General features: G+C 65.3%; 20 protein-coding genes, 1 tRNA gene and 2 pseudogenes. 15 read left to right on the top strand and 8 right to left on the bottom strand.

Going from position 1 to position 25,589, the window contains the following annotated elements; genetic code table 11:
• Positions 1-124: 124 nt before the first annotated feature.
• Positions 125-307, bottom strand: a pseudogene (locus ACV7NQ_RS08225) (hypothetical protein); the annotation flags it as partial.
• A 213-nt stretch (positions 308-520) separates the two neighbouring features.
• Here ACV7NQ_RS08225 and ACV7NQ_RS08220 point away from each other — a divergent pair.
• Entirely contained in the window at positions 521-907 is a 387-nt protein-coding gene (locus tag ACV7NQ_RS08220) for a hypothetical protein (protein WP_463359070.1), read from the top strand.
• A 465-nt stretch (positions 908-1,372) separates the two neighbouring features.
• Complete coding sequence (locus ACV7NQ_RS08215; RefSeq protein WP_463359069.1) at positions 1,373-2,056, top strand: DUF4389 domain-containing protein; 684 nt, start codon at positions 1,373-1,375, stop codon at positions 2,054-2,056.
• 34 nt (positions 2,057-2,090) lie between these two features.
• Here ACV7NQ_RS08215 and ACV7NQ_RS08210 read toward each other — a convergent pair whose 3' ends face one another.
• The 5 genes from ACV7NQ_RS08210 to ACV7NQ_RS08190 all read right to left on the bottom strand — a co-directional run bounded on the left by ACV7NQ_RS08210 (position 2,091) and on the right by ACV7NQ_RS08190 (position 6,655).
• A complete protein-coding gene (locus ACV7NQ_RS08210; protein WP_463365586.1) occupies positions 2,091-2,954 on the bottom strand; it encodes an ABC transporter ATP-binding protein in 864 nt (287 codons plus the stop codon).
• Positions 2,955-3,082: 128 nt separating this feature from the next.
• On the bottom strand, positions 3,083-3,916 hold the full coding sequence (locus ACV7NQ_RS08205; protein ID WP_463359068.1) for an ABC transporter permease: 834 nt from the start codon (positions 3,914-3,916) through the stop codon (positions 3,083-3,085).
• Positions 3,909-4,763 carry an ABC transporter permease gene (locus ACV7NQ_RS08200; RefSeq protein ID WP_463359067.1) on the bottom strand — a complete coding sequence of 285 codons (855 nt, stop codon included), beginning with the start codon at positions 4,761-4,763 and terminating at the stop codon, positions 3,909-3,911. Before ACV7NQ_RS08200 ends, ACV7NQ_RS08205 begins: the two co-directional genes overlap by 8 nt.
• A gap of 489 nt (positions 4,764-5,252) precedes the next feature.
• Positions 5,253-6,047: an ESX secretion-associated protein EspG gene (locus tag ACV7NQ_RS08195; protein ID WP_463359066.1), complete on the bottom strand. Its 795-nt coding sequence runs from the start codon at positions 6,045-6,047 to the stop codon at positions 5,253-5,255.
• The gene (locus tag ACV7NQ_RS08190) at positions 6,044-6,655 is read right to left on the bottom strand and encodes a hypothetical protein (RefSeq protein ID WP_463359065.1); all 612 of its coding nucleotides are present in this window, start codon (positions 6,653-6,655) and stop codon (positions 6,044-6,046) included. Before ACV7NQ_RS08190 ends, ACV7NQ_RS08195 begins: the two co-directional genes overlap by 4 nt.
• A gap of 1,006 nt (positions 6,656-7,661) precedes the next feature.
• Here ACV7NQ_RS08190 and ACV7NQ_RS08185 point away from each other — a divergent pair.
• The 4 genes from ACV7NQ_RS08185 to ACV7NQ_RS08170 all read left to right on the top strand — a co-directional run bounded on the left by ACV7NQ_RS08185 (position 7,662) and on the right by ACV7NQ_RS08170 (position 9,887).
• Positions 7,662-7,892: a hypothetical protein gene (locus ACV7NQ_RS08185; RefSeq protein WP_463359064.1), complete on the top strand. Its 231-nt coding sequence runs from the start codon at positions 7,662-7,664 to the stop codon at positions 7,890-7,892.
• 490 nt (positions 7,893-8,382) lie between these two features.
• Entirely contained in the window at positions 8,383-8,529 is a 147-nt protein-coding gene (locus ACV7NQ_RS08180; protein ID WP_463359063.1) for a hypothetical protein, read from the top strand.
• Positions 8,530-8,741: 212 nt separating this feature from the next.
• Positions 8,742-8,969, top strand: a complete 228-nt coding sequence (locus tag ACV7NQ_RS08175; protein WP_463359062.1) for a hypothetical protein — start codon at positions 8,742-8,744, stop codon at positions 8,967-8,969.
• A gap of 171 nt (positions 8,970-9,140) precedes the next feature.
• Complete coding sequence (locus ACV7NQ_RS08170; RefSeq protein WP_463359061.1) at positions 9,141-9,887, top strand: helix-turn-helix domain-containing protein; 747 nt, start codon at positions 9,141-9,143, stop codon at positions 9,885-9,887.
• 130 nt (positions 9,888-10,017) lie between these two features.
• On the opposite strand, the gene ACV7NQ_RS08165 is transcribed toward ACV7NQ_RS08170, so the two are convergent.
• Positions 10,018-10,091: transfer RNA gene (locus ACV7NQ_RS08165), tRNA-Arg, on the bottom strand.
• A 259-nt stretch (positions 10,092-10,350) separates the two neighbouring features.
• Here ACV7NQ_RS08165 and ACV7NQ_RS08160 point away from each other — a divergent pair.
• The 7 genes and pseudogenes from ACV7NQ_RS08160 (at position 10,351) to ACV7NQ_RS08130 (ending at position 22,158) form a co-directional block, all read left to right on the top strand.
• Entirely contained in the window at positions 10,351-12,393 is a 2,043-nt protein-coding gene (locus ACV7NQ_RS08160; protein ID WP_463359060.1) for a cytochrome c oxidase assembly protein, read from the top strand.
• Positions 12,390-13,358 (top strand): serine/threonine dehydratase, encoded by a 969-nt coding sequence (locus ACV7NQ_RS08155; protein WP_463359059.1) that lies wholly within the window; start codon positions 12,390-12,392, stop codon positions 13,356-13,358. The genes ACV7NQ_RS08160 and ACV7NQ_RS08155 overlap by 4 nt, the downstream gene beginning before the upstream one ends.
• A gap of 330 nt (positions 13,359-13,688) precedes the next feature.
• The gene (locus tag ACV7NQ_RS08150) at positions 13,689-14,213 is read left to right on the top strand and encodes a single-stranded DNA-binding protein (protein WP_463359058.1); all 525 of its coding nucleotides are present in this window, start codon (positions 13,689-13,691) and stop codon (positions 14,211-14,213) included.
• A 79-nt stretch (positions 14,214-14,292) separates the two neighbouring features.
• The gene (ettA, locus tag ACV7NQ_RS08145) at positions 14,293-15,969 is read left to right on the top strand and encodes an energy-dependent translational throttle protein EttA (protein WP_463359057.1); all 1,677 of its coding nucleotides are present in this window, start codon (positions 14,293-14,295) and stop codon (positions 15,967-15,969) included.
• Positions 15,970-16,350: 381 nt separating this feature from the next.
• Entirely contained in the window at positions 16,351-21,291 is a 4,941-nt protein-coding gene (locus ACV7NQ_RS08140) for an NAD-glutamate dehydrogenase (protein WP_463359056.1), read from the top strand.
• Between the two features lie 45 nt (positions 21,292-21,336).
• Positions 21,337-21,435, top strand: a pseudogene (locus tag ACV7NQ_RS08135) (thioesterase family protein); the annotation flags it as partial.
• A 57-nt stretch (positions 21,436-21,492) separates the two neighbouring features.
• Positions 21,493-22,158: a hypothetical protein gene (locus ACV7NQ_RS08130; protein ID WP_463359055.1), complete on the top strand. Its 666-nt coding sequence runs from the start codon at positions 21,493-21,495 to the stop codon at positions 22,156-22,158.
• 317 nt (positions 22,159-22,475) lie between these two features.
• Here ACV7NQ_RS08130 and ACV7NQ_RS08125 read toward each other — a convergent pair whose 3' ends face one another.
• Entirely contained in the window at positions 22,476-23,210 is a 735-nt protein-coding gene (locus tag ACV7NQ_RS08125; RefSeq protein ID WP_463359054.1) for an HNH endonuclease, read from the bottom strand.
• 189 nt (positions 23,211-23,399) lie between these two features.
• Between ACV7NQ_RS08125 and ACV7NQ_RS08120 the strand changes: the two genes are divergently transcribed.
• Together ACV7NQ_RS08120 and ACV7NQ_RS08115 are read left to right on the top strand one after the other, a co-directional pair.
• Complete coding sequence (locus tag ACV7NQ_RS08120; protein ID WP_463359053.1) at positions 23,400-23,816, top strand: globin; 417 nt, start codon at positions 23,400-23,402, stop codon at positions 23,814-23,816.
• 134 nt (positions 23,817-23,950) lie between these two features.
• The gene (locus ACV7NQ_RS08115; protein WP_463359052.1) at positions 23,951-25,552 is read left to right on the top strand and encodes a glycoside hydrolase family 13 protein; all 1,602 of its coding nucleotides are present in this window, start codon (positions 23,951-23,953) and stop codon (positions 25,550-25,552) included.
• Positions 25,553-25,589: the final 37 nt, after the last annotated feature.

Below are 25,589 nucleotides of genomic sequence, written 5' to 3'. Positions count from 1 at the left end.
CCGGCACCACTGCAGATGGGCTTCCCCGTCCAACTGCAGTGGGTGCGGGGTCCACCTGCGCGGACATTCCCAAAGCTTGTTGCGCCGCAATCCATTTCGCGGCCATTCGATCGATGACGGCGCCCAGCGTCTCGGTGTGCAGCGAGGCTCCCGCGCAATGCTGAATGTTGGCGGCAACCCAATTGTCGATGCGCCCAAGCACCTGCGGTAATGATTCGATTCTTGGATGCGCCAGGGCCGAGGGGGATTTCGGGGAGGGGCACCCCTCGGCTCCGGCGCAGCCCCGCGTCCGGAGCGTCACCCCCATATTTCATCAACACGGCAAGGAAACCGGGAAATCCGCGACGATGCGATCAGGAAGACGGCCCGAGAAATCGGGACTCTTTCAGGAAAGCGCGATAGCCGGATCGGCGCAACAGTATGGTGTAAAAATTCGCAAGCTGCCTGGAAATCGTTATGGTCTGTTACGGGCCGGTCACACGAATGCCACCATCGATGCAGCGGTGAAACCCGTGAGCGCATGGGCAGCAACCGGTTCCGGCGCGGCGGCTGCGCCGGGTCGTTCGATGCGCTAGCCTCGGTGTTCGTGCCCGCCTACGTGTCCTCGCCCGAGTTGACATTCGGCTTCATGTTCGCGCTGGAAGACCCCGAGCGAATTGCGGAGGTCGTGCGCACCCTCATCGTCGGCAAGACAGTGTCGGTGTTCCGGCTCGCGCGGCTGTCGGACGACGACGGCCCGCCCGAACGCTATGTCGTGAACTGGGCGGCTATTCCCCAGATTTCGGTCACCACCAGTGCTCCGGACCCGGACGAGATGGCGGCAAATCGCACCATGCTGGTGAACGCCTTCCTCGGCGAGGACGGCGAGGTCAGTCTCTATTCGGCGCAGGGGCAGACGCCGAACTGATCCTATGAGCCTCCTTATTTGAAACGCTCGCTCTTCAAAGTTGCTCTCAGCTATTGATCGGCGATCTATCAGAGCGGCCGGGCAGGGTTGCGGATGTCGATCACCCCAGAAGCGTTGTCGGCGAACGATTACCCAACAAGGAGGATGTTTCATGATTCCGGTTGTCACCGACACGGGTAGTGCTGCCCTTTCCGGCCTGCTCAACACAGGTAGTGCCGCTTTCTCGAGCATTATCAACACCCGGTTCACCGGTTCCTTCGGCGGATAATCCTCTCCTCGAACGACTTTCACGTCGACCCGGGCACGCTGTGCCCGGGGCGATTGCGCGTTTGCGGTTCGAATGCTCTGTCCGGGTTGATTTGTTGGCGTGTCGGTACCGGAACGTTGGCATGAACTGGCATCGGGTACGGGACAATTGGGACATTCCTCAATGGTCCGTCGAAGCGCCCGGAAGGAGCATCGATCATGGAACCCGAGAACGCTGTCAAGTCCGTCAATCCGATCCGTGTCAGAGGAGATCTCGACCCCTCGCTATCGCGGTGGATGTGGTTGGTCAAGTGGATTCTGGCCATCCCGCACTACATCGCGCTGTTTTTCTTGCATATCGCGTACTTCGTGGTTTCGGTGATCGCTTTCTTCGCGATCCTGTTCACCGGGAAGTATCCGCGCGGGCTGTTCGACTTCAATGTCGGCGTCATGCGCTGGACCTGGCGAGTCGGGTTCTACGCGCTCTCGGTGCTCGGCACCGACAAGTACCCGCCCTTCAGTCTGCAGCCGAACCCCGACTACCCGGCCGATCTGGAAATCGACTATCCGGAGCGGCTGCACCGTGGTCTGGTGTTGATCAAATGGTGGCTGCTCGCCATCCCGCAGTACCTGATTCTGGCCGCGCTGGTCAAAGGCGGCGGGAACTTCTGGGGCGATTCCGAGGGCTTCATGGGCGTCGTCACGATTCCGCTGCTGAGCATCCTGCTGCTGGTCGCGGCGGTGGGGCTGTTGTTCACGACGCGGTACCCGCAGGGCCTCTACGACTTCGTGGTCGGCATCAACCGATGGGCGATCCGAGTGCAGGCCTACGCCGCGCTGATGCGTGACGAGTATCCGCCGTTCCGGCTCGATCAAGGCGCGCGCGAGCCCGAAAACAACTGAAGAGCAAGACAGTAGAGCCGGACACCGAGAGCGGTTACCAGGCGGATTCGTAGATCCGCCGGACCACGTCCTCGATGTCCGGCTCTTCGATGGACAGGTCTCGCACCGCAGCGCGATCCGAGACGGCAGCGAGAAGCTTTGCAGCGGTGATCTTTTCGGCGTCGAAGGCGAGTCGCTGCCGCATCCCGTCGCCTTCGCTTGTCAAGAGCTCGGCGGACGGCAGGTTGTCGAGATCGCAGGTGGGCTCGGCCAGATCGACGGTCAGCACCCGGCGGGCGCCGACCCGGACCGCGAGCCCGGTCACCGAACCGTCGTAGACCAGGCGGCCGTGGTCGACCACCAGCACCCGATCACAGAGCCGTTCGATGTCGCGCATGTCGTGGGTGGTGAGCAGCAGCGTGGTGCCGCGGTCGGTGCGTTCGGCGCGCAGGAACTCGCGTAGTCGCTGCTTGGACAGCACGTCGAGGCCGATGGTCGGTTCGTCGAGGATCACCAATTCGGGGGAGTGCAGCAGCGCGGCGGCGACCTCGGCCCGCATCCGCTGCCCGAGCGAGAGCTGACGCACCGGGGTGTCCAGGGTTTCGGCCATCTCGAGCTGTTCGACCAGCTCGCACGTGCGCTTGTGCGCGACGTCCGGCTCCAGTCGATGGATGGCGGCCAGGATCGAAAACGATTCGCGCAGTGGCAGGTCCCACCATAGCTGCGAGCGCTGTCCGAACACCACGCCGATCCGGGCGGCCAGTTCACGCCGCTGCCGGGCCGGGTCCAGGCCGCAGGTGCGCACGGTGCCCGCGGTGGGGACCAGGATGCCGGTCAGCATCTTGATGGTGGTGGATTTGCCCGCCCCATTGGCGCCGATGTAGCCGACCGCCGCGCCGCGTTCGATGCGGAAGCTCATCCGATCGACCGCGGTCAGCGTTTCGCGCCTCCTTCGCCAGCGGTGGCCGTTCTTGCGATGCAGGATGAATTCCCTTGTCAGGTTCTCGATGTCGATAATCGCATCGGGTAGTGCGGTGTCCGCCACAGTTATCCGCCGCCTCCCTGATAATGCCGAGTACCGATCCGCCACAAACGCAGCGCCAGCAACCACACCCAGAGCGCCGCCAGCGGGGTCAGCCAGGCCAGCCAGGGCGGCATCAGTTGCGGACCAGGCAGGCGCAGCAACGCGATGGTGGGCAGATAGGCGGTGAACGATACCGGGATGGCGAAGCCGAACAGCAGTTTCAGCGGCGTCGGGAACACCGAAGCGGGTTGCATGGCGGCGAACGACCCGCCATAGGTGAAGCTGTTGGTCAGTTCGGCACCATCGATCAGAAAGAACTGTGCACCGGCGGCGCACACGAACAGACCGCCGAACACGGCGATACCACTTATCAGCGTAGTCGTCAGCAGCACGAATGTGTCTGGACCCCAGTCGATGTCGTTGCGGATCAGGCCGAGGCCGAGCACCACGATCGCCACCGCGGCGCGTGCGAAACGGCGCAGCGAGATGTCGCTGGTGATGAGCTGTAGCAGCAGCGGCTGTGGCCGCAGGTAGTAGGCGTCGATCAGGCCCATCCGGATCAGTGTCGGCAGTGAATCGAGATGGCCGAACAGGACTTGGGCCAGTGCGAAACTGGTGTTGCTGAGCCCGAACAGCAGCAGCGCACCGTTGAGGTCGAGGCCGCCGAGCACCCGGACGTTGTTGAAGATGACCCACACCTCGGCGAACTCGACGAGTCCGATCAGCAGGGCGCTGAATACCTCACTGGCAAAGGACAATCGGTAGGTCCGCTGGGCGCGGATGCGCGCGGCGAGCACGGCCCCGTACGGGGTGAACCAGGTTCCGGCCAGGGTGGGCACACACGGCGACTCAGCCACCCTGCACCTCCAGCCTGCGGCGCCCGGCCGCCAGCATCACCCGGCCCAGCGCGCCGATCGCGAGCATCCAGAACACCTGCGCGGCAACGACCATCAGCGCGTCCGTCCCGCCGACTCGGCCCGACAGGATGTCGATCGGCGACTGTAGGATCGACGGGAACGGGGTGGCATGCGCGATGGCGCGCAGCCCGTCCGGGAACATGTGCACCGGCACGAACAGCCCGGCCAGAAATGTGCCGCAAATCTGGTATAGCACTCGCAGGCCACGTGTTTCCAGCACCCAGAATCCGATCAGCGCAACGGCGAACAGACATAGGAATGACAACGTCACCGCGAGGAACACGCTGAGGAACCCGAGCAGGTAGGGGCCGGGGGTATTCGGCATGGTCAGCCCGAAGGTGAGCACGCCGACCAGCACGCTCGGCAACGTGCGCGGCAGGATGGTGGCCGCGGCTCGCCCGAGATCGGCAGCGAGATAACTGAATTGGATATCGACAGGACGCAAGAAGTCGATCGCAATATCGCCATTCTTGACCCGGTCGACGAGTTCCAGTGGCGGACCCATGAATTGGGTCGCGCCGAGCAGGCCCTGCGACAGCCAGACGTAGGCGCCGATCGTCCCCTCGTCATAGCCGCCGAAGCCGTCGGAGGCGCGCACCGCCGCCATCATCACCGCCGCACGGACGAACCCGAACACGCAGTTCGTGAAAAGCCCAGCGAACATCGCCAACCTGTACTGCGACTGCCGCCGGAAACCTGCTGCGGCGAGGCGGATATATACCTTCGCGGCCCGCCGGAGGTGCACTGCTGCGGCGAGCCGACCGTCCCCCTCCGCTTTAGCGCGCACAAAGAGCTAACTGTAGAGGGGGCAAGCGGACACGCGGAAGGCTTCCGCACGATTTTTGGAAAAGTGCTACGAACTTGATGCGTCAATGTTAGAAACGCAGTCACTTCACATATCCGTCGATGCCCCCTGCCGACGGAGCTGCTCGCGCACGACAGGAAGGATCGTCGTTGACTGTCGCCGCCGGCGACCGCTTGCGGATCGCTCGAAACGCACGCGGTCGTGCTATCCGTGAGCAGCGCCCGCTGCTGCTGGATCCGCGCAATCCCGTCGAGCTGATGCCGCAATCCCTCCAGCATCGTCGCCATATCGGCCTCGGCCCGTTCGCTGGTCATCGCCACTCCATCGCTCGCGTTGTCGACAGCGAGTCAAGGACATCGGAGTTGCATGAACTCCCGTTGTCGCACAAGGAATCTATGGCTCGAGCCATCACATCGGGATCATCGATCCATCATCGGCGCGACCCGGAAGTTTTGACGACGAGAGCTAACCCTATAGCTCCCTATGGGTTTCGAGGCGGTCCAACATAGTATCGATGGACTGTTCGACCTTGGTAGCGAGCCACTTCTTGCCCATGCCGACCGCGAAAGGCGCCGAGGAGGGCAGTTCGATGACGTAGCGTCCGTCCTCGGGCAGGTCCCGCCACACCAGGATGTGCTCCAGAATGCCCCGCGGGCCGAACTTCGAATGCCCCTGGTGAATGGTGATCGCACCGGTCCGGGTGGCAAGCGTGTCGAAGAACTTGGCACTGCGCCCTGCACCGGAGTAGTCGACTTCCTCGGTCACCAAAGATCCACCGCCGCCTAATCGTTCGAGATCGTCGACGCTGTCGGTCATGATGGGAATGCTGCCCAGCCTGCCCGCCTCCACGTTCGGCGGCAGCACTGCGACCACAGCCTCGGCCAAGCCACGTGGCCCGCAGTCGGTGATCGTGTATCCACCGCTGTGCGACACGGTTTCACCCGGTTTCTGGGTCACTATGTAGCCCTGCGCGCCCGATCGGGCTGCACGCGCCCCGATCCATTGCTTCGGATCGTCGCGGCTACGGTCGTGCCAGCCCTGCACGCGCACTGACACCTCCGAGTGGATCAGCACCTGGATGACCTCCTGGATCACCGGATCCACGGTGCTGCGCAACCGCTCCCAGGCCTCGTACTTCTCGCGCTCGTAGTCGTTGCGGTATCGCGTCCTGGCCAAGTACGTGAGCGGGTCGGGAACGTGACTGTCGGCGTACCGCTCACACAGCACCCTGAAGTCGAAGTCGGTGAATTCCCAGGTCTGCGTCACGACTCGACCATCGGCCGCGCATGCTCGAGCGCGCCGAGATTCTCCTCAGAAGCCTCATCGGGGAAGACCGTCTGCCGCACAATGCCTTCGGATTCGTCGGGTGCAGTCACCCCTGGAATCCCGAGGCCCCATCCGTTGGACTGGGCATCCGACTCTGGTACACCGGCTCCGGACTCGATCCCGGAATTCGGCACCGCGGCAATCGCTGGCTCGGGCTGCGACGTCGGCGACAGCAACTGCTCGAGGCTCGGGAACGCGGGTACACCGGGAATGGACGCTCTCGGGAAGAGCGGCGCGGTCCGGCCGTCGGCCTGAGCAGGGACGGGCGTGCCGTCGCTCTCGGCGGGTTTTGCCGCGATGTCCTCCGCGTTGATGCCGAGAAGTTCGGCCAACGGCTTCAACTCGGGATTCTTTGCGATCAGATCCCAGATCTCCGGCGATTTGGCCAACGCATCCTCGAGCTCCGGATTCCTGTCGAGCATGGTGCCGAGCGCCTTGAAGTCCGGCACTCCTGCGACCGGCTGGAGCGCTTGGAGCTGCTGCATCGCCTGCGTGAGCCCTGGGATCGCCTGTGTCAGAGCCGGAATCGCCGACGACAGGGCGGTCATCAACGGGGTGAGAGCGTCCTGGCTGGTGGGTTGGCTGGTGGGTTGGCTGGTGGGTTGGCTGGTGGGTTGGCTGGTGGGTTGGCTGGTGGGTTGGCTGGTGGGTTGGCTGGTGGGTTGGCTGGTGGGTTGGCTGGTGGGTTGGCTGGTGGGTTGGCTGGTGGGTTGGCTGGTGGGTTGGCTGGTGGGTTGGCTGGTGGGTTGGCTGGTGGGTTGGCTGGTGGCCGTCCTTGCTGGGATCTTTGGTGGGGTCGTTGGTCTGGTCTTTGGTGGGATCGGTCTTTGCCGGGGGCCCCGCAGTAGGCGGGTTTTCCAACGCAGGGAATGCGCCGTCGGACTGCGACAGTCCGTTGACGTAGTGCTCCTCGAACCGCTCCTGGAAATCCTTTTCATCAGTAGGGCTGGATATGCACGGATCCTCCGACTCAGGCATCGCAGACTTCGTCGACTGGAGCCATTGCGACGTGTACTCGAGATTCGACTCCATCAATTGCATGGCATTGCCTAGTCCCTTGACACTTTCGGCGTACCTGCCGATCGCGCCGAGCGCCTGATCCGCACCGTAACCCTTCCACGTTTCCTGCGTTATCTGCTGCAATGCGAGCCACAGCGTACGAGCGGCAGGATACGCTTTATCGGCCATACCACCCCAAGGTGGAGCCGCTGCCGCTACCTGCGAGAAATCAATCTGCTGACCGAGTCTGAACATCTCCACAAAGTCCATCGACTCCTTCTCTTCGATATCAATGGGGAAGGGATTGGCGTCCTTCTTCAACCCCTCCGGCCCCTTGGATACCGAATCAGGCACCTTGGGCACCCTGAATCCGTCGAGTCTCTCCGGACGGTAAGTCGAATCCTTCCAACCCGTATCCTTCGCACCGGGTTTGGACGAGATAGCCTCGAGATCATCGCGGACTTTATCGAAACCTTTGCCGGAATCGCCGTCGGTGTCCTTGTACTTCTTACCCGCGGCCTTGAACATTTCCACCAGGTCGGTCAGCGTCTCGATATGCTTGTCGAACTGCTCGTCGAACTTCACCGCCTTCGCGTTGAACTTGGTCGCGAGGTCGTTTCCGGAGGTGAGGCCACCGAATTTGGCACCGTCGAGCTTGGCGAGACCTTCAGCGTCGTAGAGCGCCTTGTACCCTTTTATCTCGCCGATCATGTCGCTACACGCCTTCGCGACCGAGAGCGCCGCGTCCGGCCGGACCTCGACTTTCGCGCTCTCCGCCAAGCCTGACCAAGGTGTTTTTTCACCCACGCAAACCGCCCCCTCCGACAAGCTTCACCCGACGACCTTCGTGTGAAACACCGTATGCCGAGTTGGTACAAGTGTATGACATCAGAGTGAAACACACGGGGTACCAACGGCGATAGCCCTGCACTGAGCCTTTCCGGGTAGTGGATCGGCTGGTGGTGTGACCTGCCGACACGCCGAAAGTGGTTGGGGTGCAACGGGAACGAGCAGAGTCCGAGGTATGAAGGTGGTCCTTCCAAAGATCCCGAGGCCACCGTCGAGTATGTGGCCGGCCTGCTCGAGGCCCGACGCCGCCACCGGGGCACCGGCGGGCGCTGAGTTGCGTGGCGCAGGCTGTGGTGGCGCTGCGCTGGTTCGTCGCCCCGGATCAAGCAGTTGGCGGCGGACAACTCGATCGCCAAGACCACCGCGCTGCACGAAACCATCGATGTACTCGCTGCTCAGGCTCCGGTCACCACGGCGGACTTCGGACGTGCGGCCCGACCCTGAGCAGGACGCGATCGCGTTGTGGGCGCACGTCGAGATGCTGCCCGCCTTCACTACATGGATCTGCGAGACTCGGCCCGTGCTCGGCGATCTCGGCTACGAAGCCGACCCGGGATCGTCGTGGAAACGGTGACGCCCAGGCCACTGGACCCGACTGGCGGACCGCGCCTCGGGAACGCCGTGCGCGTTCCGTTGATCGGACCGATGTCTTGCTGCCAAACGCCGTTGGCGAGTTAATTAGGTCGTCGGGGACGGCCGGGGAAATCACCCAGGCCACGTTGGGCCGTACCCGAGGGCGAATGTACCGAGGTGGGGCCTTCGACATCAGTCTATGAAGGGATCATCATGAGTAAGAAGTTGCGGGCGACGGCAGCAGCCGTAGCGATGGCTCCGGTAATCGCCCTGGGTTCGGGTATTGCCGCCGCCGAACCGGCCTCGGCCCCGGTACCGCCAGCGGTACCGGTACCAGTATCGACCGACGCGGTCCAGCCGGCCGCGTTGTTCTTCCTCTTTCCGTGGAATTTCCTGGTTTGTCTCCCCACGCTTATTCTCTATCCCGTCTGCGTGGTATGAGCCATAGATAGGGGTTCGTGTTGCAGCATGGCCTACGGCACGGATCCTCCCGAGAGACTCGGGGTGGATCGGGTAGTGCACTAAGGGTGTGACTGTCGGCGGCTGATGCCGCACACTATTCGTATGCCAGCGGTGCACTCACCGATTACTGACCGTAAAAGCGAGCGCGGGGTGCTCGAGCGGGCATTCACGGTGTTGGAGGTGCTGAGTGGTGCGGATCGTGGCCTAGGATTGAGCGAGTTGGCGCGGGAAGCCGGTCTTGCCAAAACCACCGCCCACCGCATCGCGGATCATTTAGTCGCGGTCGGCGCCGTCGAGCGGATCAACCATCGCTACTTCATAGGTTCGCTCGCCGCTCGCTTGGGTCGCTGCTGGCAACCGGATCCCGTCCTGGGCCAGGCAGCTGCCGATCCGGTGCGAGCACTGATCGGGTCGGCGGATGCCGCGGGAGTGTATGTGCTGTATTCCGGACAGGGACGTCTAGTGACGGCCGCCGCCCGCGGAGACCGGTGCTGGCTGCTTCCGTTGGATTTGAATGCGGCCTACACTCCACTGGCCGCCGCCTGGTACGCCCTCATGGTCTCCGGCGATTTGGGGGCCCCCGGGGCGCCGTTGTCCGTACCGCAGGGGGTGCAACTGCTACGCACTGTGCGCGATCGAGGTTTCGTCGTTTCCGATCATCAGGACGGCGCCCTCGGAGTGAGTTGTGTCGCAGCGCCGTTGCGCAGCACCGATGGACGCCTTCCCGCGAGCATCACTGGGCTGGTGCTGGCTCCGCAACTCCCGCCGGGGCTGACCGACCTCGTCGGGTGCGCGGCGGACCGGATCGACCATTGCCTCCGTCTTTTCTCGCCGGGCAACGGTGCGGGGACTCGCGTACCTCTCGATTCCTCGGTCGACAACCGAACAGACCGCTAATTCGGTGTCGAGCGACACCCGTCGGCCCTCGTGCTCGAGCCTACTCGGCACAATCCCTGGGTGTTTTGTATTGTGCTCTTTGGGTAACCCGCTCGTGGCCTGCGGTATTCGCAGGTCACGGCGGGTTTTGCGCCCCCGGCAGGAATCGAACCTGCGACCTAGGGATTAGAAGGCCCTTGCTCTATCCAACTGAGCTACGGAGGCAGTGGCATCCACCATGGCCGACATTGGCGGTGCTGTCCAGCGCAGCAAGTATAGCGACCGTCCAGATTGCTAGATTCTTAGCGTTAGCAACATTCCAGTCACTCTCAGTCGAGGTGTAGCGCGAGTAACAGCATTCCGGCCATGGCGGCGAAGAACGCCGCCACCACGGCAATCAAAACGATCGACATCGTCCGCGGCCCACAATATCGGCCCAAACCCAACCGGGCCACGCAATACCGACCGAACTACGCTCAGTCGTATGTCGTTGCCGGAAGACCCGAAAGCCGAACCCGAGATCGAGACGGGTCGGTCGGGTTCCGGATCGACCTTCGCGACGCTGGCCGCGCTGGCCGGCGCGACTGCGTCCGTGGTCGCGGCGCTGGTGGTCGGACTGTCCGCGGCGCAGGCGCTGAGCCTGCTCGGCATTCCCGATCCTGGTCCGCTGACCACCTACGGCCTGCCCGCGGTCCGCGCACTCGCCGACCTGTCTGCGGCGTTGACGGTCGGCTCGCTGCTGTTCGCCGCGTTCCTGGTGCCGCCGCAGGTGAACGGCCTGCTGGATGTGGGTGGGTATCGGGCGGTGCGGCGGGCGTCGAATTTCGCCGTCGTCTGGGCCTGCTGTGCCGCGCTGCTCGTTCCGCTGACGATGTCGGACACGACCGGGCAGCCGGTCGGTCAGGTGTGGCGGCCCGAGGAACTGTGGCGGGCGATCGGTCAGGTCGCGTTGGCCGAGGCTTGGCGCACCACCGCGGTGTTCGCGGTGATCGTCGCGGTCGGCTGCCGACTCACCCTGCGCTGGGGCTGGACGCCGGTGCTGTTCGGCGGCGGCATCCTGACCATGATGCCGCTGGCGCTGACCGGGCATTCGTCCTCGGGTGGCGCGCACGACATCGCGACCAACAGCCTGATCCTGCACCTGGTTTCGGCCGCGGTGTGGGTCGGCGGGCTTTTCGCAGTGCTCGCGCACGCGACGGGCGGCGGTGCGCACACCGACGTCGCTACCCGGCGTTTCTCCACCACCGCCACCATCGCGTTCGTCGTGATCGGCCTCAGCGGCGTGATCAACGCGTGGGTGCGGGTGCCCAGCTGGGACGACCTGTTCGGCTCCACCTACGGTCGACTCGTGCTGGCCAAGGCGGGCGCACTGATCGTGCTCGGTGTGTTCGGGTATCTGCAGCGCCGAGCCTCGCTGCCCGCGCTCGCCGCGAATCCGCGCGACCGTGCCGCGCTGATCCGGTTCGGTGGGGTGGAGGCGCTGATTTTCGCCGCGACCATGGGCCTTGCCGTTGGTCTCGGTCGTACCCCGCCGCCACCGCCGACATCGGTGCCGACGGTCACCGAGGTGGAACTCGGCTACAACCTGGCCGGGCCGCCGACGCCCGCGCGGCTGCTGTTCGACTGGCGCTTCGACTTGATGTTCGGCACCCTGGCCATCGCGCTCGCGGTGCTGTACCTGCTCGGCGTTCGGCGGCTGCACGCGCGCGGGGATGCCTGGCCGGTCGGCCGGACCGTTGCCTGGCTGTCGGGGTGCTTGGTGTTGCTGTTCACCACATCGTCCGGGGTCGGGCGCTATTCGCCCGCGGTGTTCAGCGTGCACATGGGCCAGCACATGGCGTTGTCGATGCTGGCGCCCATCCTGTTCGCGCTGGGTGGCGCGGTGACGCTGGCGCTGCGGGCGCTGCCGCCCGCCGAGCGCGGCGGCATCCCCGGCCCGCGTGAGTGGATCCAAGCCGCGGTGCACAATCCGGTATCGCGCTTCCTGACGCACCCGATCGTCGCGGCGGTGATCTTCGTCGGCGGCTTCTACGCGCTGTACATGGGTGGCATCTACGCCGCGTTCGTCGATTCGCATGCGGCGCACCTACTGATGAACGTGCACTTCCTGCTCAGCGGCTATCTATTCTATTGGGTGGTGATCGGCATCGATCCCAAGCCGCGTCGGGTCGAGCCACTCACCAAGCTGGGCATGGTGTTCGGCTCGCTGCCCTTCCACGCCTTCTTCGGTATCGCGCTGATGAGCATGACCACCGTTATGGGCGGGTGGTTCTTCCGCGGCCTCGGCCTCGGCTGGAACAGCAACTTGCTCGACGACCAACGCACCGGCGGTAGCCTGGCGTGGGCCAGCGGTGAGGTGCCGTTGGTTGTGGTGATGCTCGCGCTGCTCATCCAATGGTCGCGCAGCGATGCGAAACTCGCGAAGCGGGTCGACCGAGCCGCCGACCGTGATCACGATGCGGACCTCAGCGCGCACAACGCGATGTTCGCAGAGCTGGCCAAACGTGACCGAGAGGTGCGCAAGTGAGTGAGTGGGCTTTAGTCGAGCCGCAGCACCGAACGGCTCGGCGAGTCTACCGATCCGATGTGCGGGCGGCGCGCAAACGTTTGGCCGGATGGATCCGCAAGACACCGGTCTTCCACACTACCGTGTCGGGACCGCGCGGCCCGGTTCCGGTGACGCTGAAACTCGAATACCTCCAGCACGGCGGCACATTCAAGGTGCGCGGCAGCCTCAACGCGCTGTTGGAATCGGCCGCGGACATCGACCAGGTGGTCATCGCCTCCGGCGGCAATGCGGGCATCGCCGCCGCACTAGCCGCCGCGCGCCTCGGCAAGGCGTGCACCGTGGTCGTCCCGGAATCGGCGCCGCACACGAAGGTGGCTGCGATGTGGTCGTACGGCGCCGAAGTGTTGTGGCACGGAACGACTTACGCCGAGGCATATCGATACGCCACCGACATGGCCGCCGAGCGCGGGGCCCTGCAACTGCATGCCTACGACCTGCCCGCGGTGGTCGCCGGAGCGGGCGTGGTCGGGCTGGAGCTGGAGGACCAGGTGCGTGGGCGGCCGCCGGTGCTGGTCGCGGTCGGTGGCGGCGGCCTGGTGGCAGGGATCGCGGCGGCGGTGGGCCGCCGCCAGCAGGTGATCGGCATCGAGCCGGAGGGCATTCCGACGCTGCACGCCGCGCTGCACGCGAATCGTCCGGTGGACGTCGATGTGTCGGGCATCGCGTCGGATTCCTTGGGCGCCACCAGGATCGGTGAGATCGCGCTGGATATCGCGCGCCGATACGACGTGCGGGCGGTGCTGGTGACCGACGACGCCATAGCGACCGCCCGCGAATACCTGTGGCGGGAGTTCCGGATCGTCGTCGAGCTCGCCGGGGCGACAGCGCTGGCCTCGGTGCAGAGCGGTGCGTATGTGCCTGCCGAAGGCGAGCGGCCAGTGATAGTGCTGTGTGGGGCGAACACTGACTTGGCGGTCATGTAGGGCGCTGGCCAACCGCATAGGCTGCGCGGACAGTTTCCGGCGGGACTGTCGGATTCCTGGTCGATTGTGCGGAAAGTGTCCGCGCAGAGTGGATGTGGCCTCACCGACGGTAGCCGCCGCGAGGCCCCGCCCACCGGCCGTCCGGCGCTGCCCAGATGCGGACGGATCCCGCCTGAAGCGGCGGTTGTTCACAGTCGAGAAAGTTGTCCACAGCTTCGGATCGGGGGGTCCGTTGGGGCTCGGGATAGGTCAGGCTGGAGATGCCCTCCAGGCGGGGGAGGAAGCACCCGAGGCGGATCGCCTCGGGACGAAACGTGAAGGGGCGGAATCATGTTCGAAGCGATGGCAACGGTGCTCGGCAATGTTGTGACGCATCCGGTCAAGCGGGATCTGACGAATGGTGAGCAGGTGATCACCTTCCGGATGGCCAGCAATTCCCGCAGGTTCGATGCGGCGACCGGTGAGTGGGTGGACAACGGGACCCTATATCTCACGATCAGCTGCTGGCGCAGGCTGGTGGCCGGGGTGGACGCGTCCATCCGCCGCGGCGACCCGATCATCGTGCATGGCCAACTGCGGTCGCACGAATACCGAACCAAGGACGGCATCGAACGCCGTGATCTCGAAATGCGGGCCAACGCGCTCGGTCCCGACCTGTCGCGATGCAGCGCGCCGGTAAACCGGCGGACCGAGGCGGGCCGTTCACCGGGGCCGAGTAGCGTAGCCAGGAATACCTGTGACCGATCGGGCGCTGAAGGTCGTGCACGCGTCGACGGTGAGGGGCTGGGGGAGGGCGCGCCGACCATGTCTGCCGCACCGTCCCTGGTCACCGAATCCGAGCCCGCCGACGCCTGACGGCACGCCTGGTTTGTGCCCGGCGGCACGGGTAGCTCTGCTTCGTTCCACCAAACCTCACACCGATAGGCTTTCCTCCATGGCTGAGTTCATTTACCAGATGAAGAAAGTTCGCAAAGCGCACGGCGACAAGGTCGTGCTCGACGATGTCACCTTGAACTTCCTTCCAGGCGCCAAGATCGGCGTCGTCGGCCCCAATGGCGCCGGTAAATCCAGCGTGCTGAAGATCATGGCCGGACTGGACCAGCCGAACAACGGCGACGCCTTCCTCGCGCCCGGCGCCACTGTCGGCATCCTGCAGCAGGAGCCGCCGCTGAACGAGGAGAAGACCGTTCGCGGCAATGTCGAGGAGGGCCTCGGCGAGATCAAGGTGAAGCTCGATCGGTTCAACGAGATCGCCGAACTGATGGCCACCGACTACTCCGACGAGCTCATGGACGAAATGGGCAAGCTACAGGAGGATCTCGATCACGCCGATGCCTGGGATATCGACTCCCAGCTCGAGCAGGCCATGGACGCACTGCGCTGCCCGCCGCCGGACGAGCCGGTCACCACCCTCTCCGGTGGCGAGCGCCGCCGCGTCGCGCTGTGCAAGCTGCTGCTGAGCAAGCCCGACCTGCTGCTGCTCGACGAGCCGACCAACCACCTCGACGCCGAGAGCGTGCTGTGGTTGGAGCAGCACCTGGCCGCGTACGCGGGCGCCGTGCTCGCCGTCACCCACGACCGGTACTTCCTGGACAACGTGGCCGAGTGGATTCTCGAACTCGATCGCGGCCGCGCCTACCCCTACGAGGGCAACTACTCCACCTACCTGGAGAAGAAGGCACAGCGGCTCGAGGTCCAGGGCAAGAAGGACCAGAAGCTGCAGAAGCGCCTCAAGGACGAGCTGGCCTGGGTGCGCTCGGGAGCCAAGGCTCGCCAGGCCAAGAACAAGGCCCGTCTCGGCCGGTACGAGGAGATGGCGGCCGAGGCCGACAAGCACAGGAAGTTGGACTTCGAGGAGATCCAGATCCCGGCCGGTCCGCGCCTGGGCAGTATGGTCGTCGAGGTCGCGCACCTGGACAAGGGCTTCGGTGACCGGCAGCTGATCAAGGATCTGTCGTTCACGTTGCCGCGCAACGGCATTGTCGGTGTTATCGGCCCGAACGGCGTCGGTAAGACCACGCTGTTCAAGACCATCGTCGGGCTGGAGGAGCCGGACAGCGGCGAGGTGAAGGTCGGCGAGACGGTCAAGCTGAGCTACGTCGACCAGAACCGGGCGGGCATCGACCCGAAGAAGAATGTGTGGCAGGTGGTCTCCGAGGGCCTGGACTTCATCCAGGTCGGCAATCAGGAGATGCCGTCGCGGGCCTACGTCAGCGCGTTCGGCTTCAAGGGGCCGGATCAGCAGAAGCCGGCCGGTGTGCTCTCCGGCGGTGAGCGCAACCGACTGAACCTGGCGCTGACCCTCAAGCAGGGCGGCAACCTGATCCTGCTCGACGAGCCGACCAACGACCTCGACGTGGAAACCCTGAGTTCGCTGGAGAACGCACTCGAGCAGTTCCCCGGCTGCGCCGTGGTCATCTCCCACGATCGCTGGTTCCTGGACCGCACCTGCACCCACATCCTGGCGTGGGAGGGCGACTCCGACAACGACGCCATGTGGTTCTGGTTCGAGGGCAACTTCGAGGCGTACGAGGCCAACAAGATCGAGCGCCTCGGGCTGGAGGCGGCCCGTCCGCACCGCGTCACCCACCGCAAGCTCACTCGCGACTGAGCCGAGGGTCGAGCGGAGTGGCCCCTATCGGGCCACTCCGCCGAAGGAAATGCGAACAACCCCGCCCGAACGGACTCGCTGCCGAAGGAAATACGGACAACCCGCACCGCGGTTCGGATCTGACTAGGGTGGAGTCTGTGCATGCGAAGGCGGAGTCCGAGCATTGGGTAGGTCTCATCGCCGACGTGGCCACATAACTTCGTCGGTCCGATCGGTTGCTCTGCCGGGATCGTCGACTGCGGCAATCGAGCGGCGAACGTTGCGGTAGTGGTGAACACCCTGGGATCGGAAGGGAATTCACCACTATGTCTGCGACTCGCAGCTACTCTCGGACCGGCGTCACTTTGGTGCGGAAACCGAATCCGAGGGAGTTGGCGAAAAATGACGGTCTCGTCCGAATTGTCCGGTGCGGCGTGGGCCGCTAGTTTACCGCAGACGTTGCGCGGCGAGCTCGCAACCCTCGAGGAGGCGTATTTCCGCCACGTCGACGCGGGCGATGTGGACTGTGCGATCACCGGTATCACCCAGATCTTCCGACGGCACACCGAGCTGGCGATGACTCGCCCGGCAGGGCGGGCGTTGGTTCGGGTGTATCACCCCGAAGACGGATCGGGCCTCGGTGCGGCGGTGCAGCTGGTCACCGACGATATGGGACTGCTGGTGGAGTCGATCACCTCCTCGCTGAGCCGGATGGGCGTCAGCGTGAGCGAGGTGATCCACCCGATCTTCGAGGTCGAGCGGGACGCGGATGGACGGCTGCTCAGCGCCTCACCGCACGAGGTCGACGGCAACGGCGGCGCCGGGCTGCGCGAATCGTGGATGCACCTGCAGCTGCATCCGTCGACCAGTCGGGCCCTGCTCGACCGGATCGAGGAGGCGATGCCGGATGTGATCGCCGACGTGCGTCAGGTCGTCGGTGACACCGAGGCCATCCGCGGTGTGCAGAGCAAGTTGGCCGACGATCTCGAGCTGGCCGCGAAGGCTGGCACGGCGCCATTCACCGGCACCGATCTGGTGGATTGCGCGAACCTGTTGCGCTGGTTGGCGAGTGGGAATTTCACCGTCCTCGGCTATGCGCGCTATCAGCTGAGCACGACCGAGGGGCAGACCGTGTCGGCTCCGCTGCCCGGCACCTGCCTCGGCGTGCTGCGCCCCGATGCCGGCACCGATTTCGGGGTTCCGATCAATGTGGGCGAGCGGCCGCTGCTCATGCTGACTCAGGGCCTGGTGCCCGCGACGGTGCATCGCTCGGTGTACCCGTACTTCGTCGGTGTCGCCGACTTCGACGAGGCCGGGAACATTATCGGCGAGCACCTGTTCATCGGCGTCTTCACCGTGACAGCGGTACACGAGAACGTGCTGGACATCCCGGTGATCGAGCGTCGCGTACGCTCGGTGATCGAGGAGAGCGGGTTCGACCTGGAGTCGTTCTCGGGGCAGGCGATGCTCGAGGTCATCCAGTCGTTTCCGCGCACCGAGCTGTTCTCGTCGGACGCCGAGACGATGCGCCGGACCGCGACCGCGGTGCTCAATGTCGGCCTGCGCAGGCAGGTCCGGCTGTTCCTGCGCTCCGATCGTTACGGCCGGTTCGTCGCCTGCCTGGTTTATCTGCCACGCGACCGCTACACCACGCGGGTGCGGCTGGAGATGCAGGAAATCCTGGTGCGCGAGCTGGGCGGCGTCTCCATCGACTATTCGGCAAGAGTCAGCGAAAGTGACCTGGCCAGCGTCTATTTCACGGTGCGGATGCCGGAGGCGGAGTACGGCGCGCCGCGCTCGGCGCCCGCCGTCGCCGACACTTCCGATGCGAATCGGCTGCGCATCCAGCACCTGCTCTCCGAGGCGAGCCGCACCTGGGAAGACCACCTCGACGACGAGGTGAGCACTTCGACGCTGTTGAATCCCGGCATCGTCGCGCGGTATGCCGCGGCGTTCCCCGAGGCGTACAAGCAGGACTTCGCGCCGCGCCGCGCCTTGCGTGACATCGTCCGGCTGGAACAGCTGCCGGAGGGCGCCATCAACCAGAGCCTGTACCGCAGGAAGCGGTCGGAGCCGGGTTACTGGCGGTTCACGCTCTACATCGGCGGCTCCGGAGTCTCGCTGAGCCAGGTGCTTCCGGTGCTGCAGAGCCTCGGCGTCGAGGTGGTCGACGAGCGGCCCTACCAGATATGGCTCGACCCACTGCCCGGCGGAGATCAGAGTGTCGAACGGTGGATCTACGACTTCGGTCTGGTGGCTCGTCCCGAACTGCTGCGGAGTTCGCTCGATCGGGATCTGGACGCGGAACTGCTGGAGTCTTCGGTCCGCGCGGACGTCTTGGACTCGGAGGTGCGTGGGCTGCGTGAGCGGTTCACCGAGGCCTTCGAGGCAGTTTGGTACGACCGTGCCGAAGCGGACGCGCTGAACGAACTTGTGCTGCGCGCCCGGCTGCCGTGGCGCTCGGTGTCGATCCTGCGCATGTACGCGAAGTACCTGCAGCAGGCCGGTTTCCCGTACAGCCAGGCGAACATCGCCCGGGTGCTGCTCACCTACCCCGATGTGGCCCGGCTGTTCGTCGACCTGTTCGCGGCGCGCTTCGATCCGGACACCGTGTCGGCTGAGCAGGCCGCCGATCTGGAGATCCAGGTGCGCGGCCGCGTCGACGAGGTGGTCAGCCTCGATGCCGACCGCATCCTGCGTGCCATTTTCGGTCTGATCAAGGCGACGTTGCGGACCAACTACTACATGACCGACGCCGAGGGCATGCCGCGCGACTATGTGTCGGTCAAGGTCGAGCCGCGCGAGATCGTCGAATTGCCCAAGCCCAAACCTCAATTCGAGATCTTCGTGTACTCGCCGCGGGTCGAGGGTGTGCACCTGCGCTTCGGTTCGGTGGCGCGCGGCGGGCTGCGCTGGTCCGACCGTTTGGAAGACTTCCGCACCGAGATCCTCGGCCTGGTCAAGGCGCAGGCGGTGAAGAACGCCGTCATCGTCCCGGTCGGCGCCAAGGGCGGCTTCGTGGTCAAGCAGCCGCCCGCCGCCACCGACGATCCTGGCGCAGACCGGCAGGCGCTCGGCGCCGAGGGCGTGGCCTGCTACCGCACCTTCATCTCCGGCCTGCTCGACGTCACCGACAATGTCGATCGCGCGACCGGCGCGGTGCTGCCGCCCGCGCGGGTGATTCGTCGCGACGGCGACGACACCTACCTCGTGGTGGCCGCCGACAAGGGCACCGCCACCTTCTCCGACATCGCCAACGATGTCGCGCTGCGCTACGGCTTCTGGCTGGGCGACGCCTTCGCCTCCGGCGGTTCGGCGGGCTACGACCACAAGGCGATGAGCATCACCGCGAAGGGCGCATGGGAGAGCGTCAAGCGCCACTTCCAGGAGATGGACATCGACACGCAGACACAGGATTTCACCGTGGTCGGCGTCGGCGATATGAGTGGCGACGTGTTCGGCAACGGCATGCTGCTGTCCGAGCACATCCGCCTGGTAGCGGCATTCGACCACCGGCACATCTTCCTCGACCCGGACCCCGACGCGGCCCGCTCCTTCGTCGAGCGGCAGCGGATGTTCGCGCTGCCCCGCTCCTCGTGGGCCGACTACGACACCTCGCTGATCAGCGAGGGCGGCGGCGTCTGGGACCGCACCGTGAAATCCGTTCCGATCAGCCCGCAGGCACGCAAGGCGCTGGGGCTGGCCGACGACGTGACGGCACTGTCGCCGCCGGAACTGGTCCGCGCGATCCTGCTCGCGCCGGTCGGGCTGCTGTGGAACGGCGGCATCGGCACCTACGTCAAGGCAAGCACCGAAACCAATGCCGAGGTCGGCGACAAGTCCAACGACCCGGTTCGGGTCAACGGAAACCAGTTGCGGGTCAAGGTGATCGGCGAGGGTGGCAACCTGGGCGCCACGGCGCTCGGTCGGATCGAGTTCTGCCGCAACGGCGGCAAGATGAACACCGACGCGCTGGACAATTCGGCGGGCGTCGACTGCTCCGACCACGAGGTCAATATCAAGGTGCTGCTCGACGGTGTGGTCAGCGCGGGCCAACTGGCCGAGTTCGAACGCAATCCGCTGCTCGCCTCGATGACCGACGAGGTCGCACAGATGGTGCTGCAGGACAACGTGTCCCAGAACTTCCTGATGGGCATCTCGCGCACCGAGGCGCCCCGCATGCTGAATGTGCACCAGCGACTCATCGTCGAACTGGAGCAGCGCCGCGGCCTGGACCGCGAACTGGAGGCGCTGCCCTCGGACGTCGAGATCAATCGCAGGATGGAGGAGGGTTCCGGCCTCGCGTCCCCCGAGCTGGCCAATCTCATGGCGCACGTGAAGCTTTCGCTCAAGGCCGATCTGCTCGACACCGATCTGCCCGATAGCGCCCACGTCGCGTCCCGGTTGCCGGATTACTTCCCGATGCCGCTGCGTGGCCGATTCGGCAGCGCGATCAAGAAGCACCGGCTGCGCCGGGAGATCCTCACCACGATGATCATCAACGAGATGGTCGACTATGGCGGGATCACCTACGCGCACCGGCTGACCGAGGAGATCGGCGCCACCACCACCGATGCGGTGCGCGCCTTCGCGGCGACCACCGAGATCTTCGATCTGCACGACATGTGGGCACGGATCCGGTCCGCCGATGCCGCCGTCGTGGTCCGCGACGAGCTGGAGCTTGAAACCAAGCGCACCCTCGACCGTGCTTCGCGCTGGTTGCTGAGCAACCGGCCGCAGCCGATCGCGGTCGGCGCGGAGATCAACCGGTACAGCCGTGGCGTGCGGGAGCTCGCGCCCAAGGTGCCCGGCTGGCTGCGCGGCCACCACGTCGCGACGCTGACCGATCAGTCCGCGGAACTGATCGCCCGCGGCGCGACGACCGACCTGGCCACCGAGGTGTTCGGGCTGCTGAATCTGTTCCCGCTGCTCGATGTGGTGGATATCGCAGACATCACCGATCGCAGCGGGGAGGAGGTCGGTTCGCTGTACTACGCGCTGAACGACCATCTCAAGATCGATTGGCTGTTGGAGGCAGTCGGCCACTTGGAACGCGGCGATCGCTGGCACTCGCTTGCCCGGCTCGCGCTGCGCGACGACATGTATGGTTCGCTGCGCTCGCTGACCCTCGACGTGCTCTCCGCCGGTGAACCGGAGGAGACCGCCGACGAGAAGATTGCATACTGGGAGTCGAAGAATCAGTCTCGGCTCGGGCGAGCTCGGGCCGCATTGTCCGAGTTGTTCGAGTCCGGAACCCAAGATCTGGCTACCCTTTCGGTTGCAGCGCGGCAAGTGCGGAGCATGGTGAGCGGGGTGGGCGCGCAATCGGAGGTACCACGTTGACGAGTTCGTTGAACGGTAGCGGGATGGCGCACGGTACCCGCCAAGGTGGACGTCAGGTGGTCGGACATGGACGTGCTCCAGCACGTCAACCATGCCCGAATGGTGACGCTGCTGGAGGAAGCGCGGATCCGGTGGCTGTTCGATGCGTGGCGTGAGTGACCACTCCAGCGGTAGCAGCTGTCCGGTGCTGACCGAGCTGTGATGTCAGGACAACGCGTGCTGGAGGTTTCCGATCCGGCCGAGCGAGAGAACCTCGCGACCTTTCTCACCAAAGCCGTACGCCTGGATCCCGCGGCGGTGGTGCGCCTGCGCCGCCGCGGTGAACGGTTCTTATCTGCCTGGGTAGCAACAGGTTTCGAAGCGCTGGCGGTGCGAACCGTGGTCGCCGAACTCGGCGTCGACGATGTCACCGTCGGCGCCGACCTGGTGTTGTCCGGGCTGGCCACCGGCAGCCCGATCGATCTCGGTTATTCGATGGACTCGGCCTGGCGCGGCGCGCTGCCGCCCGTCGACGGTTTCGTCCATGTCGATGACGTGCCCGCCCGCACCCTGGTCGAACTCGCCGAACAGGGTGCGCGACTGGCGAAGGAACACGGCAGCAGTCACGGTCCGCCCGCCTCGCTGCTCGACCAAACCGTGCTGACGGTATCCGCGGTGGACACCCAGGTGCAGGTGCCCATGCGAGTCGTCTTCGCCCTCACCGCAATGGATTTCATCCCACATTCGGGAGACAAGGCCGACTCGCGCCGCATCTCGCCCACTGAGATAGTCCGCGTCCGCGCCACCAAAACCTGGCTGCGTATCGATGCCCGGTACGGCTCGGTCGCCCGCCGCCTCGGCGGCGCCATCCCGCTGACGCCCAGCTGACCCGGACCGTAGATCGCCGCATCCGTTCTGGGGCTTCGCGCCGATTGCGGGTATCCGCACGGGCTAGCGCCAGCGCCACAGATTCGTCGTTCATCACACGCACACCGAGCGGTCGCCGCCAGTTCCGCCGGTGGTGGCCGAGTGGTCCGACTACCGCGCCACACTGCTGGCCGCGAGCCCGCCGAATGCCCGCCGCGATCTCTTCCGGGTCACCGCCGAGCCCGGCCATCTCGTATCCGGCCGACATCCCGCACGTGTTCGAGGCACTCGAGCCCGGCACCTGGGCGACCCTGATGGTCGAGTACACCGAGCCGTGGTCAGGCGGCGCCTTCGCCGAGATACTGCAACCACACCGGATCGAGATCGGCGGTGGTGGACAGCAGCCGCCAGTGCGGCCCCTTCGGCGAGACCAGCGGGGAACGCAGCGTCCAACCCAGCTCGCTGAGCAGTTTGTCGGCCTTGTGGTGGTTGCACGGCGCGCAGCTCGCGACGCAGTTCTCCCACGAATGCTCGCCGCCGCGGCTGCGCGGGATGACATGGTCGATGGTCTCCGCCTTGCCGCCGCAGTAGCCGCAGCGGTAGCGGTCGCGATGCATGAGGGCGGCGCGGGTCATCGGGACCCGGGCGCGATAGGGCACGTGCACGTAGGTGCGCAGCCGGATCACCGACGGAATGGTGACCGTGGACTCGGCGGAATGCACTATCGGACCTTCAGGATTGTGGTGAACCGTATCGGCTTTGTCGCAGATGAGCAGGACGACGGCGCGGCGCGCGGACAGGGCGGTGAGCGGCTCGTAGGTGGCGTTCAGAAGCAGCACCCGGCGCTTCAACCAGTTGGTGCCCTCCCGGGGGACCGACGCGAGGTAGTGACCATGCTCACTGTGATGGGAGGAGTCACCGTGATGAGGAGTCTCGTCGGTGCGATGTGCACCCGGATAATGATCGGACAAGATGTGCAGCGGAGTAGCCCCCGACCCACGATTGTGGACGTCGGCGGGCTGGAGTTGTCGGTGCGTCCTGGCCTCGTGTGATCGGCCGTGCCGCTGCTTCATGGGGGCCCCGATTTCGTCGATTCAAGATCATGTGGTATCTCGGCAGAGACTGCCACCCAGTTGACCATGGAATGTCGCCTCTTGCACGGTGATTTCGCACAATGTCGGATGAACTGTGGTTGAAGGGTCGCGCGTTCGTAACGCGGGCACAATGGACTGTGGCGGATTCAGCCCAATCGAGAGGACCTGATGACTTCCGGCGAGCAAACGGCGGGTCAAACAACGCAGTCATTCTACGACGTGGTCGGTGGGGCGGAGACGTTCCAGCGGGTCCTCGCGGCGTTCTACCGCGAGGTGGCCAGCGACGAGGTGCTGCGTCCGTTGTACCCGGAACAGGACCTCGGCCCGGCCGAGCGACGGCTGCGGATGTTCCTGGAGCAGTACTGGGGCGGCCCGCGCACCTACTCCGAGGAGCGTGGCCACCCGCGGCTGCGGATGCGGCATATGCCGTTCACGATCGGCCCGGTGGAGCGCGACGCGTGGCTGCGTTGCATGCGCGTCGGCGTGGCGGAGATCGAGCCGGCGGTGCTCGACGACGAGCATCGCAAGGCGCTGCTCGACTATCTGGAGATGGCGGCGAATTCGCTGATTAACGTGGACTTCTGAGGTCGCTGCGGCCGAGCACACGGATTAGGACGCGGGTTTTCGGCCGACGTCGTGGAACGCTGGTGATTTGCCGATGTCGAGAACACTGCTCGGCTTAAGCGATTTTGCCGCATAGTTTTGGCACTATTACCGGTGTGACTGATACACCAGCCGTGCCGGCGGTGGATCGCACCACGCAACCATGGTGGCGGTCAGCCGTGTTTTACCAGGTCTATCCCAGATCCTTCGCGGACTCCGGCGGTGACGGCATCGGAGATCTCGGCGGCGTCCGCGAAAAGCTCGGCTACCTGGAACTCCTAGGTGTCGACGCGTTGTGGGTGTGTCCGGTGATGAAGTCGCCGATGGCAGACGGTGGCTACGACGTGTCCGATCCGCGCGATATCGACCCGATGTTCGGCGGTCTGGTGGCGATGGACGAACTGATCGCCGCGGCGCACAACCGCCACCTGAAGGTCACGATGGATCTGGTGCCGAACCACACCAGCAGCGAACATCCATGGTTCATCGCGGCACTGGCCGCCGCGCCGGGCAGCGGGGAACGCGCCCGCTACATCTTCCGCCCCGGTCGGGGTCTCGATGGCGCTGAGCCGCCGAACAATTGGCCGAGCATCTTCGGTGGACCCGCCTGGACCCGCGTTACCGAGAGCGATGGCACCCCCGGCGAGTGGTACCTGCACATTTTCGCGGCCGAGCAGCCCGACCTGAACTGGGAAAACCCCGAGGTCGCCGCCGACTTCGAGCAGACCCTGCGGTTCTGGCTCGACCGCGGCGTCGACGGGTTCCGCCTCGACGTGGCGCACGGGATGGCCAAACCGGACGGGCTGCCTGATATGGAGACCGTGGTAACCCGATTGCTGGCGAACGATGACAGCGATCCGCGGTTCAACCACCCGGCCGTGCACGACATCCACCGCCGCATCCGCAAGGTGCTCGACGAGTACCCGGACGCGGTGTCCATCGGCGAGGTGTGGGTGGACGACAACACCCGCTTCGGTGAGTATCTACGTCCCGACGAACTGCACCTGGCCTTCAACTTCCGTCTCGCCCAAACCCCGTTCTCGGCCGAGGCCGTGCGCGCCGCGATCGACAATTCCCTGGCCGCGGTCGCGCCGGTCGGTGCGTCGCCCACCTGGACGCTGTCCAATCACGACATCGCCCGCGAGGTCACCCGCTACGGTGGCGGTTTCGAGGGCGTGGCGCGGGCCAGGGCGATGATGATGGTGGAGCTGGCCTTGCCGGGCGCGGTGTTCATCTACAACGGTTCCGAGCTGAGTCTGCCGAACGTGGACGATCTGCCCGACGCGGTCCTGCAGGATCCGGTCTGGGAACGCTCTGGGCACACCGAACGCGGCCGCGATGGCTGCCGGGTGCCGATTCCCTGGGAGGGGAGTGCACCGCCGTTCGGCTTCACGAGCGCGGCGCAGTCCTGGTTGCCGATCCCGGCGCAGTGGGCGGCGCTCACCGTGGAAGCGCAGCTCGAGGAACTGGGTTCCACTCTGTCGCTCTACCGGAGGGCGATCGAATTGCGCGGCGTCCGACCGGAATTCGCTGGTCCCCGGATCGAGTGGTACGGCAGTCCGCAGGGCTGTCTTGCCTTCCGGCGCCCGGGTGGACTGGTCTGTGTGCTGAACGCCTCGTCCGTCCCGATCTCGTTGCCGCCCGGCGAGGTGCTGCTCGCGAGCGCGCCACCGGAGAACGGACACCTGCCCGCGAATGCCGCGGCCTGGCTGGTCTGACTCGACACGAACCGCTGGTGGCTCGGACCAGACGATG

The organism is Nocardia sp. Tas62D01, assembly GCF_055232035.1.
Note: the sequence above shows the minus strand (reverse complement) of the source record. Positions and strands in the feature narration are given on the sequence as shown.

Bases quoted from the DNA above. Each gene is read 5' to 3' on its own strand.
- ACV7NQ_RS08150 (WP_463359058.1), top strand. From the start codon at position 13,689: ATGTTCGAAGCGATGGCAACGGTGCTCGGCAATGTTGTGACGCATCCG.
- ACV7NQ_RS08130 (WP_463359055.1), top strand. From the start codon at position 21,493: ATGTCAGGACAACGCGTGCTGGAGGTTTCCGATCCGGCCGAGCGAGAG.
- ACV7NQ_RS08175 (WP_463359062.1), top strand. From the start codon at position 8,742: ATGAGTAAGAAGTTGCGGGCGACGGCAGCAGCCGTAGCGATGGCTCCG.
- ACV7NQ_RS08220 (WP_463359070.1), top strand. From the start codon at position 521: ATGGGCAGCAACCGGTTCCGGCGCGGCGGCTGCGCCGGGTCGTTCGAT.
- ACV7NQ_RS08120 (WP_463359053.1), top strand. From the start codon at position 23,400: ATGACTTCCGGCGAGCAAACGGCGGGTCAAACAACGCAGTCATTCTAC.
- ACV7NQ_RS08190 (WP_463359065.1), bottom strand. From the start codon at position 6,655: ATGACCGCCCTGTCGTCGGCGATTCCGGCTCTGACACAGGCGATCCCA.
- ettA (WP_463359057.1), top strand. From the start codon at position 14,293: ATGGCTGAGTTCATTTACCAGATGAAGAAAGTTCGCAAAGCGCACGGC.
- ACV7NQ_RS08215 (WP_463359069.1), top strand. From the start codon at position 1,373: ATGGAACCCGAGAACGCTGTCAAGTCCGTCAATCCGATCCGTGTCAGA.
- ACV7NQ_RS08210 (WP_463365586.1), bottom strand. From the start codon at position 2,954: ATGAGCTTCCGCATCGAACGCGGCGCGGCGGTCGGCTACATCGGCGCC.
- ACV7NQ_RS08140 (WP_463359056.1), top strand. From the start codon at position 16,351: ATGACGGTCTCGTCCGAATTGTCCGGTGCGGCGTGGGCCGCTAGTTTA.
- ACV7NQ_RS08125 (WP_463359054.1), bottom strand. From the start codon at position 23,210: ATGAAGCAGCGGCACGGCCGATCACACGAGGCCAGGACGCACCGACAA.
- ACV7NQ_RS08185 (WP_463359064.1), top strand. From the start codon at position 7,662: ATGCTTGTCGAACTGCTCGTCGAACTTCACCGCCTTCGCGTTGAACTT.
- ACV7NQ_RS08160 (WP_463359060.1), top strand. From the start codon at position 10,351: ATGTCGTTGCCGGAAGACCCGAAAGCCGAACCCGAGATCGAGACGGGT.